Source organism: Synechococcus sp. KORDI-100 (genome assembly GCF_000737535.1).
Taxonomy (GTDB): Bacteria; Cyanobacteriota; Cyanobacteriia; order PCC-6307; family Cyanobiaceae; genus Parasynechococcus.
Genome location: NZ_CP006269.1, coordinates 2013620 through 2025778 on the forward strand (window position 1 = coordinate 2013620; position 12159 = coordinate 2025778).

The following is a 12159-nucleotide window of genomic DNA, read 5'->3' on the forward strand; positions in this document are numbered from 1 at the left end:
GCTAGAACAAACTACGGATTGGGATCAATTGTCCAAATAGTGTTGTTTTTCGAAACTCGGATTGACCTTGGTTTAAAAACTGACCCTGACACTTTAATTGTGTTAAGTAGAGTTATTAGCATGGGTTATAGTGTTGTTAACGTCACTTTTGAAATGAAAGGTCGGGAGGAAGCCGCCAATACATCCTAAGGAATCAGTGCTGAACAAAGTCGGCAGAGGCTGCTGAAACGGGCTCGGCAGGACCGTGAAAACAGGTCTCAAGAGCCTGTAGGCCTAGCGGCATTCAAACAACAGCAACAGGCCATTGCGGCGGCTGGTTAAAAGCGTAAGCGCTTATCAGTCGCGGCTGGCGTTTGTATCGATAGGACGTATGATGAATCAATGAAAAAACTTTCAATCTGTACTTCCGTAACAGCCCTGCTGCTGGGCAGTTTGCATCCCCCAGTTTCAGCCCAGCTCAGCGGAAAAGAATTGCAGATTTACTTGTATGGTGTTTACATTGGATATGCTGCCGCAGAGTGCAACGCTTACCAGAAAGGAATGATTCCCAGGTCTATGGTCCTTGAAACATTTACGAATATTGGAACTGATAAAGAAATCGACGACACACATAAGCAGCTTGTCTTTAAAGTAATCCAAGAATTGGAGGACTCTCCAAAATGCCAAGCTCTCCTCAAGGAATGGGCAAGTTCCAGTGACTAACCAAGATTCAGTAGTCAACTACCGACATTCCCGTTGAGGGGTAGTTAAGCATTCTTGGCCGTGAGAGATCCGTTAGATTCGGGACTTTGAAGTGTTGGTACTTGACAATTTAGTAGTCAACCAAGGCGAATAAATCCCCATATCCTTCTGCAGCCTTTTCAGCCTCGCCAAAGGAATCGTAACCCCAGGCGAAGGAAACAGTGGTCGAATCAAATGGCAACGGCAAATTTTTACAGTTACTCTTTTTACCTTTGATGATCATTTGATTGGAGCTACTTTTGATTTTTTTAATTTTAGACGAGCAAAATTCATCTTCATCGTAAGGCTTATAACTGATGATGCTATCTCCATATTTTTTGAAATTCTTCTTATGCATCTTCGCCATTTCACCTGCATGTTCATGATTGATCACCAGATCGGCTTTCCCATTGCGCTTGGGCTTAACAAAAACGTCATCGTACGTTGCTGTAGATACGCTGGTGCTTATGTTTGTCGCTATGGAAAAAAATAAATTTTACTGTTATATCATAAAGATTTGAAGCAGGCAAAAGCATTTCTAACATTCAAACCAAACAACCCGGACGTCATGCCTGGGCCTTTGTTTATGGGATCGATTGATCAGACATGCAATGGAATGAAACGTCGTTGCAGTCGGTATTGTCTTGGCTGACTACGTAGCTTTGACAATTGCTCTTGAGACACCACACCCAAGAGTTAAATAGCTGACCTAACCACCTTTATTTGCCATGGTAGTCAATGCTGATTAACGCATTAATTGTCTGCCTTCATTGTTGACTAGTTCACGCGAACATACTTCTCCACGAAGCAATAACTCATGTTATACCTTCATGTCATTCAGCGTTTTGATTGATTTCATATTATAACCTTCCAACAGGCAGCAATCGTCATTGAGTTTGACAGGTGTCTCTGATCCGACGTGACTCATGATTTCGACACTGCACCAATTCCAACGGCAGGAGTCAGCCCAACCGGCAGCGTACGTCCTACTCGCAAGAGCAGGACAAAGGCAGCAGCAAAGGCAGTTGTAGCCTGGGTCATCCTAAGAGCTGCATGGATGGATTCATCTCTAGCTCTGATCAGCCAGCCCTGTCTATATCTGCTCTAAAAACACAAAAACCCCGCCATTCGATGACGGAGGGATGCCTTGAAAGCGTTTGAATCAGACAGCGCCAGATTTCAGCACTGATCTCTTACCCATTCAGCAACAGGTGACTTATCACTTAATTCCGCTGCCTTTCTCCAATCAGCACAAGCGCCTTCAAGGTCAGCTAATTTTTCTTTGTGGAGACCACGAACTCTGTATGCAAAAGCATTTTTGGAATCCAATATAATTACCTTATCAAGATCTTTTACGGCTCCTTGAATATTACCTAATTTCATCTTTGCTTGGCTTCGCACCAGATAGGCTCTGGCAAAATTGGGATCAATCTTTATCGCTTTGGTGGAATCTTTGACACTGCTTTTATATTGTCCTGTATTTAATTTTGACATAGCTCGAGCGTAGTATCCAGACCGATTCTGAGGATCTAATTTGATCATCTTACTGAAATCAGAAATTGCTCCTTCATAATCGCCTTTCTGAAACTTCTCTAATCCTGACTCATAAAGGCTCATTATGATTTGTGCTTGTGCCGTCTGCGTTGACAGCAACCCTGCACCAATTCCAATGGCAGGCGTCAGCCCAACCAGCAACGGGCGTCCTATTGGCAGGATCAGGGCCAACGCAGCAGCAAAGGCAGTTGTGACACGAGGCATCCTGAGGAGTGCATGGATGATTGATCTATAGCTCTGTTTAGCCAAACCTGCCTGTATCTGATCTACAAACACAGAAAGCCCGCCATTGTGACGGGATGGAGGTTTTGTTAAATCAACATCCAGAGCTTATTTCGTGCTGCAGAAATGAATCTTCAGAATTGGCTCCTCTATTGATCCAGCAATTTAGCTTTGACAAATCGCTTGGTATATCGGCTTATAGACAACATTATGCAAATAGGACTCATGATTCTTACCATAGATTGACAACTCCGATCCAAAATCATTTGATGTAAATACTTTCTCGTCTTCATCATAGAAGACACCGAGTGGACCCCAAGAACTTGAACTCATTCGCTTATTTGTACAATCAACTTCTAAATTTGTGGGCATACTCTCACTGCTTCCCTCGTATTCGTTAACGCACTCAGCTGGGTACCTCACCAGGCCCTGAGGATTCGGTGGAGACAGCCAAAAACCCAAGTCATCTTGGTTCTCAGAAGGCTGATCACTTATGACAATCAATGTACAAGGATAATTCTGCTCATAGTCGAATCCAAGTGTCCTAAAGGGAAAATCAACAGCCTGAACAGGGGAAGCCGCAAAAAAAGAAGCACCGACCGCAGTGGCAGCTGTGATTGCGCTGAAGGGTTTCATCTGATTCTTGTGATGTGTGAAGCTCTCGCCCCGGCAACACAGAATGGCTTCTCGCCTCGACTGTGTCATCACCTGTACCAGGGATTTTGAGGTATAGATATTCTCCTATCTGGCGGCACTCCTCTGACCACCAAAACCCCGCCATTGCAGACGGAGGGAGTGTGTGTGAGGTTTTGTCGGAAGATCGATCAGCATAATCAAACTGCCCAGTCTTCACCTCGCGGGTTTTGTATAGCTTTCAGCCGCTCTGCTTTGGCATCAGGCTTCCCAACTCACAATCCAGCAATAATTAGCGGCAAGTCGTATTGCCAAAAATGTCTCTCGCTCATTAGCCCAGCCGCATGGTTGAGCAGGAAGAATCGCTCAAGCTCCATGGTAACAACAGATACTCGGATTAAGCGTTAAAAAGAATCTCTCATGCCAGCCCAAAAATGGGCTATCAACGATCACGTTTGAAATCAATGCGATGAAATGGCTGCTCTCGAAACTTGGTTTGCTCAGACAGGGCAAGAAAACCCAGGTCCTGAAGCAAGATCTCTCGTTTTTGAAGACCTCGGTTTGCTCCAATGCCATCGCGTGCCAATGGGGCCTTAGGAAGCAAACTCAGGTCTTGCTGAGCCAAAGTAAAGAAGCAGCGTTGATGATCAGAATCAGAGATGCGTCCGGTGATGGCACTGTTGCTACAAAGGTGGTGGAACTCGGCCCCAACGCAACAAAAGCACAGATTGATATACCATTTACAAGCGGCCGGGTTCTTCTTGAGCTTGGTTATCGAACTGTTGGAGGTGACTTTATTACGCTTGAGTATTCATTCGTTGACCTTGGCCCAAAAATAATTGTGCAGCCAGAGTTAGCCAACTGGTTTAGTAAGGAATCGGAGAATATTCACCAGGAAATGTACGATTTAGCGACCAAAGGGAAAGCCCTTGGTGGGTCCGAGCTCATGCCTATCGGCCGGTAATCCTGATGGTCACGCGGCATGTCTCGCCTGTTGAGGCTTTGCGTGTGGCGTTGTGGGTCAGACGTAACTGTCTGAAGTGTTCCACTCTTTTCTCAAGTAATAACAAACCCCGCCATCCGCTCGGAATCCGCCTTGTTCATCTGGCAGCCGAAAGTGGTGATCCAGTAACTGCCACGGTTAGAGGAAGCTGCTGGGGCTCCAGGCAGTGGTTTCGTTAACGGTGAAACTGTCATGGGATCAGTCTCGGACATTGGCCCGCCCAAGCTCATCGCTGCTTTAGAAGGCTGAGCTGTTGATTGGCGCGATCCACCTTGCGTGCCAGGTCGCGGTGGAGGGCCAAGATGATGTCGATCGCAACGTCCGGCTCCTCGTGCTGAAGCTGTTCGAAGGTGTCGCGGTGCAGCACAAGGCAGGTGCTGTCCTCATCCGCCACGAGGTCGGCGGTGCGGGGCAGGTTGTTGAGGAAGGCAATTTCACCGATGCATACACCTGAGCTGAACGTGGCGAAGCGGATCCGTTTGCTTCTTGTCGAACTCTCGATTCCTGCACTGATAAGGCCGGTCTCCACCAAAAAGAGTTCGGACCCTGCATCACCTTTGCGGCACAGCAGATCGTTGGTGTTGTAGTGGCGTCGCTCCAGCAGCGGCATCAAACGAGTCCTGGTTTGCTCGCCGAGGTCTGCCAACAGGGTGATGGAGTTGTGGGGGAGTCGTTCGCCAACCTGCGTGCGGTGCAACTGCTCCAGGAGGCGGTTCTCGACCGTTTCAAGTGCCCTATCAAGGCTTTCGAACCAGCCCGCGGCTTCGCTTTCCTCCGTTGGCCAGAAATTTTTGAGGTGTTCTCCTCGACATGCCAGGCAACAAATTCCTTGCTTCTGCAGATTGCTGAGGGCATCGCGAAGCAATTGGACACTGACTTCCGGTAACGCCAACACCTGAGCCAGGTCGAGCACGACGAACGACTCATTCGTCGTGCTGCCTTCGAGGTGGGCCAGCAGTTCTTCCACGGCTGCAAAGTCAAGAACCCCTTGCACCTGCAGCACCTTGATCCGCTCGCCGTGTTCTTTCAGGAGATCGAAATCGACTTTGCTTCGCCAGCGGCGCGAATAGCGCTTTTGGCCACTGGTGGAGGAACGAATGACCATTCCTCCACGATTGGGCTGGTCAAAGAGGTGCAGCTCGAGTCGTTTCGACAGCTCCTCACAAACAGCGATGCCCCGGCAGGAGTTGCCGTAGGTATCCAGGGGCGGTGAGTACACAGCGATGCCAAGGCGCCCTGGCACGACGGCCATCACGCCACCACCGACACCGCTCTTCGCAGGCATGCCCACGTTGTAGAGCCACTGGCCTGTGTAGTCGTACATGCCGCAGCTGCCCATCACCGCGAGGACATCGGTGTTGCACATGGCATCGAGCCCCACCACGTTCGTGATGGGATTTCGCCCTTGGCAGGCAAGAGTGGCCGCCATGACAGCAAGATCGCGGCAGCTCACAGACACGGAGCACTCTCGGAAATACAGATCCAGCGCTTGCTCAGGTGAGGATGTGATCACATCAGAGTTGCGCAGCAGGTATCCGATCGCCCGGTTTCGGTGTCCGGTGTCCCGCTCGGAGCGGAACACGTCTTCGTCAACAGAGAGGCGTTTGGGTGTGCCAGCCATATCGGAGAGGAAATCCAGCAAGAGCGATTCCGCTCGTTCGGGATCGTGGGCCCAGATCAGGGCAGTGGTGGCAATGGCGCCGGCGTTGATCATCGGGTTCCGGGGAATTCCTGTGACCGGATGAAGGCTGATGGCGTTGAAGGCATCGCCAGAGGGCTCAACTCCTACCTTCGCGAGCATGTGATCTGAGGAGAGGAGCTTCAGGGCCAGCCCAAACGCGAATGGTTTGGAGATCGACTGAATCGTGAAGTCCTTCGCTGTATCCCCCACTTGCTAAAGGCGACCATCGGTGGTGGCGATGACGATGCCGAAATCGTCGGGATTGGCCTTGGCTAACTCAGGGATGTAGTCAGCTGGCCGACCTTCGCGAAGATCTCTAAAGCGTGCATAAACATCCTCCAAGATTTGCTGAATTGCCGAGGAGTTCACCACGCGGTTTCCCATGGATGTGGGGGAGACTGAAAAGGGGTTTGATTGATCCCACTGCTAAAACTGTGGCAGATCTCTCTCTTCTGTTACTGATTGGCTGGCTGCATGTTGCCCATGCCATCCGAAATGGCTGGCCAGACTTCTCCGATGCCCCTGTACCGCCCCAATCCCAACGATCAACCTGTGAGTGCAGGGGGTGAGGGTTGGCTTGTGAATTCCGATCAGAACAAAGTTGTTCAGTTCAAACCCGACGTCCCAACGGCTTATACGGAGTGGGTGATCTTGCGGACGTTTCACTGGCGACCACCCGACTACCCAATCCCGCAGACGAGGCGGCGGATGCTGCGCCATAACGCCATCGAAGCCTGGGAGACGATGCTCAAGACGGGCTGGGAACGGTGTTCACCACCGGTGCGTTAGTCACCCCCCAGCATCAAGATCAAGAATGAACAACATCCTGTTCGTAATTACTTTCCTATCAATTGCTAATCATGCGATATCGATACCGCTTGTTCCGGCACCATGCGCTTCATACGCAAGATCATTTCATAGCGTGGTGGATCAATTGAAAAGATTTAATGGAATGGCATTAACCTATCCAGGGCCAGAAGCAGAACGCAATCGATTGAGATTTTATCAACAAATGAAGAAAAGATTAGCGCCTTTAATATCTTGCCTTGCTGATCACAAGAGCGACACCTTAAAATATTACCAAGACGTTAACGACATGACGGAAGCTCTGATCGAGACGTTCCCCAGCAATTAGTTGTTTTGTCTTGAACTAGCGATCGATGCTATTATCAACGAAAACAGTTGATCAAGCGGCTATGAAATATGGGTTAATGATTACCGCTTCGGCGACTTTATTGTTGATGGGCACGATTTCCAAAGCAGGGATCTGCCAGAGCTACGAGGCGGCGTATAACGTTGATGTCTATGTCGGTGAGGGAATGGATTTGCAATCAGCCATACGTTCTATTGTTGAGGAAGAGTACAGTGATGGATCAGAGCAATGCTGGAAATCAATCAAGAAAGAAATCAGACGGATGCCTGAGATTTTCCCGGAAGCCTACAAAGCGATTTACAAAAAAATGCCTCGCTGATAAAATGTGTGTGTGTAAATATCCGGCTGCTTCATTGCATTAATCAGGTAATCCAACCCACCAGCCTGTCCTTCTCTTCTTCAGACAGAAACGGGGCAAGCCAGTTCAGCAGCAGTTCTTCCACTTCAGGCTTACCAAGGTCCTGCACCCCCCGCCACAAAGCCAACTCTTGAAGGCGTCAGGATCGTTGGCGCACAGTGCTGAGATGAGTTCATTCAGCAGGAACAGTGCGATGCGGGTTTCGAAGGTCATGGGTTAGACGTGACTTCCATGAGTGTTCCCCGCTGTTGAACTGTTGAACCACGGGCAAAACTCACCGAACGGCAAAGCAACATGCTGTCGTTGGTTGAAGAGCACTGGTTGCGCACCAGCAAGGCCATTGAGCCAGGAGAGGTTGCCAAGGCAATGGCTCCAGAGCTGGGGGACAACGCCCGTCAAAAGGCGCTGCAGGTGCTTGATGCGTTGGCCAACAAAGGGATAGTGGAGAAGCAGACCCGCTCAGACCACAAACGCAGAAAGGTCGTTTCCTTTCAACCGCTGAAAAGCAGGGGGGTGTGCCTGACGTCTTTCAAGGCTTTCGACTCTTTCGTATTGCATAGCCAACTGTTGAACCTCTTCTTTTCAAAGCTGTTCAGCACTGGGTAGAAAGCATCGAAAGGGTTGAAAGCCCCCCTCAGACACACAGGGCCTTGAAAGGTGAGACACTGCACCTAGAGGGGTGTGATCTTGCAGGTATCTTGGGCAGCACAGCTTGCTCGAATAAAAAACACATTTTGCAGTTTGAATGCATTAAGTTCAATCTTTGAGACTGAGTTGTTTGGTTTCGATCAGTTCCCAACAAACTTTTCAAGATTGCTGCACTTAGTCCATGCTGCTGGTGGATTCATGGGATTTCCTCTGCCATCAAAGAGCTTGAAAAAACACCACCCATTTTTCTCTTCAATTGGTGGTGTTTGAATTAGAGATTGCTTAACGTAAATTTGATCTCCATTTGGTTTGGTATAATATTTTGTGCCATTCTTTGTCGTGTAAACAGCCGCATAGGCTTGGATTGAACCAACGACCAAGGATATTAACAACAATGCAATCTTCATGGGGACAATAGTTTTGCTAATGATCTATCAAAACTAGCATTGAAGGCTGATTTATGGGGTTAGTCAGACTATTGAAGTAATAAAGAACCCCTGTCAATGCAGAGGCTTTGAGGGCGTAGGCTACAATTAATGCGCTGTAAGGTCATTGTAACAAGACCAGAAGGGTTATTAACCGGCAGAAGTACACACGAAGCAGCCACCCGTCTCACCCAAAAGCCGCCAGCTGCAGCTTCCAGCTCCTTGTCTGACAATTCAACCGTTGACGATTGCATTGATTGAATGTCTTCTGCGGTTATTGAAAACCCTGCTTCTTTTATCAATTTCAGTAACAGCTTCAGGGGAGGCTGCTGCTTTGAGCTTTTCCTGAAGGCTGGTGTCAGCTTTGACCTTCTCTAGAAAGGCTTTGAGTTGCTCTTCTGACATTGGTGATGGAGGGTGTATGAGCTGTTGATAGCAATATCAGTGGTCAGGTGGTGTTCCGTGATGAACAAATCACCTCGCATCAAAAGCCCCGTCATTGCTGACGGGGTGGCGTGTGTGAGGTTTTGTCGGGAGATCGATCAGCACAATCAAACTGCCCTGTCTTTCCTTTGCAGGTTTTGTATGACTTTCAGCTGACTACTCATTCAACATCAGGCTTCCCGACAAGAAGACTGAAAAGTGGTAACCGACATCAATAAAGCAGTTCAAAGCGAGAATGACAGGGAATCAGGATATATCGCGGGAAAAGCATACTACAACATTAGGATTCTTTGGAATTATTGATTAATAGAAATGAAAAAAATTAAATTCGACGAGATGATTAGTTCGAGGAAATGGATCGATGATATGAAAGCAGTTGTTGGGGAAGATCGGACCATCGAGATCTATATCTCGCCAGGTGGGGATCGAATGAATCCTTACAATCCTGAGACCGATGAATGGGAGGAATCACGGTCGAAGAAGCCGGCAAAGTGGCAATATCGCACAATGCGAGAAACATTCCAGCAGGTTAATGATGCTTTTGGTGTAACGATCAAACAAACAAATAGAGAAAGGTCTGCGGATCTCAGAATTGCTTTAACAACACTGGATGATAACTGGTCATTAAATGGCGACTGGAGCGATGGAGGTGACTATATTGAAATTTACATGGTGTACGAACAGCCAGAAGGCAAGAGGGGGCGACATTCAAAGTCTCAAATGCAAGATTGGAAGCATATATTTACCCATGAGATAGGTCATCTTCTTGGACTGGAGCATCCATGGGACAAGGACGATGGAGACCATGCGGTAAAAAATGAGAACGAGGTGACAGTTGATACGCTCATGGGCTACAGCAGCTATGATTCCTTTGGCAACCTAAAAGTCTGGTTCCAGGATATAGACATAAAATCCTTAATCAGAATTTGGGGCAAATCTAAACAGCCTGATAAAGAGTTATTGAGAGCACCACAGTTCATCATAGGAGATGCAAAAGATGACAGGTTAATTGGATTTAAAAGAAAACAGTCAGTGCTAATCAGTCTTGAGGGAAACGACATTTTATCTGGTGGAAAGCTTGGTGATTTACTTGATGGTGGTAATGGCAATGACATTTTGACGGGCAACGCAGGGCGGGACATATTCAGATTGTCTAGAGGCAAAGATGTCATTACAGACTTTGATTCAAGACAGGACGGAATTCAGATTGGCTTCGACCTCGAACCTTACACAATCTTGAAAGAAGGATTAGACGTAAGGGTGGATCATCAGCATGGCTCGACACTCATCACAAGGGCGCTCGTAGATGAAGTAGAAAATGCAATGACTTATATAAACTGGGACTAACTATTCAAATGCGAGAGTTTTTCTGAGTCGTCAAATTAAATTACTTCTATACTCCTATTGCTTTTATCGCATCTACACATCCTTATGATGCTTTGGTATTGCATGTAGGTTTTTTGGGAGATCGATCAGCACAATCAAACTGCCCTGTCTTCCCCTTGCGGGTTTTGTATAACTTTCAGCCGCTTTTCGATGGCTTCAGTCGTCCCGACAAACTGTTACCAAGGGCTGAAACAACTCATTGTTGCACCATCCTGGCGTCGCATTTGTAATCGCGCTCCACGATGTTCATTCAAATCCCAAGCATTTCCGCCATCGTCGCGAAAAGATCCATTGGACATTCGTATGAAATTTGTTCTACCCCCATCTCCCCACTCAATCCAAATGTTGCCCATGGCTCCCATGAACTACCGCAGACTGAACGATGGTTTTTCCGGAAGTCTCTGTAAACGTGCAGTTTCCTTTGGCTTCTGCAGAGCCGGAAGCAACGAATGATGCACCGAGTACAACAGCGGCAGCAATCGAAGTGAAGAGTTTCATTTGAAAATTGTGTTTTGTGGGGCTCATCCCCTCGGAGGCATGCACCATCACTCTTCTGCTTTCAGGGCTTTCAGGGCTTTCAGGGCTTTCAGGGCATATCGCCTTACAGAGGTTGTTGCAAATTTTTCACTCCCCCAAACAAGGATGATATGCGGGCTGATCATCTGACGATCGCGTGGTGCTGCGCCTGAATGGCTGAACACGATCTGACCGCTGCCATCGCAACGATGGGCGGGGCGCTGCACCTGCTCCAGCGGGATCTGATCTTGGAGTCCGCAAGGGTGGATTTAGAGCAAAACCGCTTTGCCTCTCCGTTCTTGCTCTAGCTTTTGCTCTACTCGGGGAGTCCCACTTGGTGAAAACCTAGTGGAGCCAAGGAGACTCGAACTCCTGACCCCCTGCATGCCATGCAGGTGCTCTACCAGCTGAGCTATGGCCCCATGAACGCCGGTGATGCCATCAGGCTCGTGCCGCCGTCGTGTAGGACTTTACACCGCAGCTCCCGTCACACCTGACGCCATACCGCCACGAGACGCCCTTGAACCTGAACCTGATCAGCAGGGATCTCCAATGGTTCGTAGGCAGGGTTCGCAGCTTCAAGACGCACGACAGCCCCGTCGCGATGGAAGTGTTTCAACGTTGTCCCACTGCCAGGAACCAGGGCACTCACCACCGTTCCAGGCCGCAGCCTGGATGGATCAAGCACGGGCTCCATCAGCACCACATCGCCATCGGCGATGTGGGCATCCACCATCGAGTCGCCATTCACGGTGAGAGCGAAGAGTCCACGCGTTTCCAGCACCGACCCGAGATCAAGACGCTCCTCCACATCGTCGAAGGTTTCCACCAGACCGCCCGCAGCAACAGCGCCCAGAACAGGAATCCCACCTCCAACAATTCCCCCGAGCAGTTGCAGCGTCCTTGCCTGTCCTTCCTGCCAGGTGATCCAGCCTTTCTGCTGCAGATGGCGCAGTCGGCTCTGAATCGGGGCCGGTGATCGCAGGCCCATGGCCTGCATCATCTGGCGGATTGAGGGGCTGTGGTGATAGGTACCGATGTAATCCGCCAGCCAGTCATAAAGCTCCTGCTGCGCAGGGGTCAGAGAATCGGGCCCAGAGCCTGTCACCGGAAGAACAAACGATCGTCAATACATTTGTACCGATCATCATTCCCCGCCGCAACCTTGAGAACAAACACTCCCTTGATTGGTGCTGCTCTGTGACCTTTAACAGGTGAAATCAGATCCTGATCCATGAACACAACAGCGGATCACAACGCCACATTCGACGTGATTCCAACCGATGACGGAATGGGGTACATGGTTCGGCTCTGCCGAAACGGAAACTGCTCACAGGCTTTCATCTCATCCATGCACCTGGTGGACTCGAAGCGGCCACAGCTGGAGAACAGCCTCTCAGACTGACTCAGCGTTGC

The 12159-nt window shown here is 49.0% G+C and carries 16 protein-coding genes, 1 tRNA gene and 1 pseudogene; 7 read left to right on the plus strand and 11 right to left on the minus strand.

Annotation, left to right across the window (positions count from 1 at the left end; genetic code table 11):
- The first annotated feature begins 381 nt into the window (after positions 1-381).
- On the plus strand, positions 382-702 hold the full coding sequence (locus tag KR100_RS10385) for a hypothetical protein (RefSeq protein WP_038545606.1): 321 nt from the start codon (positions 382-384) through the stop codon (positions 700-702).
- Positions 703-811: 109 nt separating this feature from the next.
- Here KR100_RS10385 and KR100_RS10390 read toward each other — a convergent pair whose 3' ends face one another.
- Positions 812-1114 carry a hypothetical protein gene (locus KR100_RS10390; RefSeq protein ID WP_156098039.1) on the minus strand — a complete coding sequence of 101 codons (303 nt, stop codon included), beginning with the start codon at positions 1112-1114 and terminating at the stop codon, positions 812-814.
- Between the two features lie 785 nt (positions 1115-1899).
- Positions 1900-2478: a tetratricopeptide repeat protein gene (locus KR100_RS10395; RefSeq protein WP_156098040.1), complete on the minus strand. Its 579-nt coding sequence runs from the start codon at positions 2476-2478 to the stop codon at positions 1900-1902.
- A gap of 1120 nt (positions 2479-3598) precedes the next feature.
- Between KR100_RS10395 and KR100_RS10400 the strand changes: the two genes are divergently transcribed.
- The gene (locus KR100_RS10400; RefSeq protein ID WP_038545612.1) at positions 3599-4093 is read left to right on the plus strand and encodes a hypothetical protein; all 495 of its coding nucleotides are present in this window, start codon (positions 3599-3601) and stop codon (positions 4091-4093) included.
- A gap of 265 nt (positions 4094-4358) precedes the next feature.
- On the opposite strand, the gene glsA is transcribed toward KR100_RS10400, so the two are convergent.
- The gene (gene glsA, locus KR100_RS17060; RefSeq protein ID WP_071839891.1) at positions 4359-6023 is read right to left on the minus strand and encodes a glutaminase A; all 1665 of its coding nucleotides are present in this window, start codon (positions 6021-6023) and stop codon (positions 4359-4361) included.
- A 3-nt stretch (positions 6024-6026) separates the two neighbouring features.
- Positions 6027-6197, minus strand: coding sequence for a glutaminase (locus tag KR100_RS17065; protein ID WP_369793793.1), 171 nt, complete (start codon positions 6195-6197; stop codon positions 6027-6029).
- Positions 6198-6308: 111 nt separating this feature from the next.
- Between KR100_RS17065 and KR100_RS10410 the strand changes: the two genes are divergently transcribed.
- The gene (locus KR100_RS10410; RefSeq protein WP_369793794.1) at positions 6309-6602 is read left to right on the plus strand and encodes a DUF1651 domain-containing protein; all 294 of its coding nucleotides are present in this window, start codon (positions 6309-6311) and stop codon (positions 6600-6602) included.
- Positions 6603-6973: 371 nt separating this feature from the next.
- On the plus strand, positions 6974-7285 hold the full coding sequence (locus KR100_RS10415) for a hypothetical protein (RefSeq protein WP_162176517.1): 312 nt from the start codon (positions 6974-6976) through the stop codon (positions 7283-7285).
- Positions 7286-7328: 43 nt separating this feature from the next.
- Here the strand turns inward: KR100_RS10415 and KR100_RS16950 are convergent, their stop codons facing one another.
- Positions 7329-7451, minus strand: a complete 123-nt coding sequence (locus KR100_RS16950; RefSeq protein WP_255347479.1) for a hypothetical protein — start codon at positions 7449-7451, stop codon at positions 7329-7331.
- A 176-nt stretch (positions 7452-7627) separates the two neighbouring features.
- On the opposite strand from KR100_RS16950, the gene KR100_RS10420 reads away from it, so the two are divergent.
- Complete coding sequence (locus tag KR100_RS10420; RefSeq protein WP_204207693.1) at positions 7628-7930, plus strand: hypothetical protein; 303 nt, start codon at positions 7628-7630, stop codon at positions 7928-7930.
- A gap of 182 nt (positions 7931-8112) precedes the next feature.
- On the opposite strand, the gene KR100_RS16060 is transcribed toward KR100_RS10420, so the two are convergent.
- Entirely contained in the window at positions 8113-8379 is a 267-nt protein-coding gene (locus tag KR100_RS16060) for a hypothetical protein (protein ID WP_156098044.1), read from the minus strand.
- Positions 8380-8447: 68 nt separating this feature from the next.
- Positions 8448-8802, minus strand: a pseudogene (locus KR100_RS15400) (Nif11-like leader peptide family natural product precursor).
- Between the two features lie 351 nt (positions 8803-9153).
- Between KR100_RS15400 and KR100_RS14505 the strand changes: the two are divergent.
- On the plus strand, positions 9154-10188 hold the full coding sequence (locus KR100_RS14505) for a reprolysin-like metallopeptidase (protein WP_051847465.1): 1035 nt from the start codon (positions 9154-9156) through the stop codon (positions 10186-10188).
- Positions 10189-10560: 372 nt separating this feature from the next.
- On the opposite strand, the gene KR100_RS16065 is transcribed toward KR100_RS14505, so the two are convergent.
- From KR100_RS16065 to lexA, 4 genes are all read right to left on the minus strand, one after another.
- Positions 10561-10773, minus strand: coding sequence for a hypothetical protein (locus tag KR100_RS16065; RefSeq protein WP_156098045.1), 213 nt, complete (start codon positions 10771-10773; stop codon positions 10561-10563).
- Positions 10773-10928 carry a hypothetical protein gene (locus KR100_RS16610; RefSeq protein ID WP_204207695.1) on the minus strand — a complete coding sequence of 52 codons (156 nt, stop codon included), beginning with the start codon at positions 10926-10928 and terminating at the stop codon, positions 10773-10775. The genes KR100_RS16065 and KR100_RS16610 overlap by 1 nt, the downstream gene beginning before the upstream one ends.
- 164 nt (positions 10929-11092) lie before the next feature.
- Positions 11093-11165: transfer RNA gene (locus tag KR100_RS10435), tRNA-Ala, on the minus strand.
- A gap of 65 nt (positions 11166-11230) precedes the next feature.
- Positions 11231-11851 (minus strand): transcriptional repressor LexA, encoded by a 621-nt coding sequence (gene lexA / locus KR100_RS10440; RefSeq protein ID WP_038545621.1) that lies wholly within the window; start codon positions 11849-11851, stop codon positions 11231-11233.
- A gap of 126 nt (positions 11852-11977) precedes the next feature.
- Between lexA and KR100_RS16070 the strand changes: the two genes are divergently transcribed.
- On the plus strand, positions 11978-12148 hold the full coding sequence (locus KR100_RS16070; protein WP_156098046.1) for a hypothetical protein: 171 nt from the start codon (positions 11978-11980) through the stop codon (positions 12146-12148).
- Positions 12149-12159: the final 11 nt, after the last annotated feature.

Excerpts from the sequence above, each read along its gene's own strand:
- KR100_RS16060 (WP_156098044.1), bottom strand. The coding sequence starts at position 8,379 with ATGAAGATTGCATTGTTGTTAATATCCTTGGTCGTTGGTTCAATCCAA.
- KR100_RS10400 (WP_038545612.1), top strand. The coding sequence starts at position 3,599 with ATGAAATGGCTGCTCTCGAAACTTGGTTTGCTCAGACAGGGCAAGAAA.
- KR100_RS16065 (WP_156098045.1), bottom strand. The coding sequence starts at position 10,773 with ATGGTGCATGCCTCCGAGGGGATGAGCCCCACAAAACACAATTTTCAA.
- KR100_RS10385 (WP_038545606.1), top strand. The coding sequence starts at position 382 with ATGAAAAAACTTTCAATCTGTACTTCCGTAACAGCCCTGCTGCTGGGC.
- KR100_RS16070 (WP_156098046.1), top strand. The coding sequence starts at position 11,978 with ATGAACACAACAGCGGATCACAACGCCACATTCGACGTGATTCCAACC.
- KR100_RS10415 (WP_162176517.1), top strand. The coding sequence starts at position 6,974 with ATGCTATTATCAACGAAAACAGTTGATCAAGCGGCTATGAAATATGGG.
- KR100_RS14505 (WP_051847465.1), top strand. The coding sequence starts at position 9,154 with ATGAAAAAAATTAAATTCGACGAGATGATTAGTTCGAGGAAATGGATC.
- KR100_RS10410 (WP_369793794.1), top strand. The coding sequence starts at position 6,309 with ATGGCTGGCCAGACTTCTCCGATGCCCCTGTACCGCCCCAATCCCAAC.
- KR100_RS17065 (WP_369793793.1), bottom strand. The coding sequence starts at position 6,197 with ATGGGAAACCGCGTGGTGAACTCCTCGGCAATTCAGCAAATCTTGGAG.
- KR100_RS10395 (WP_156098040.1), bottom strand. The coding sequence starts at position 2,478 with ATGCCTCGTGTCACAACTGCCTTTGCTGCTGCGTTGGCCCTGATCCTG.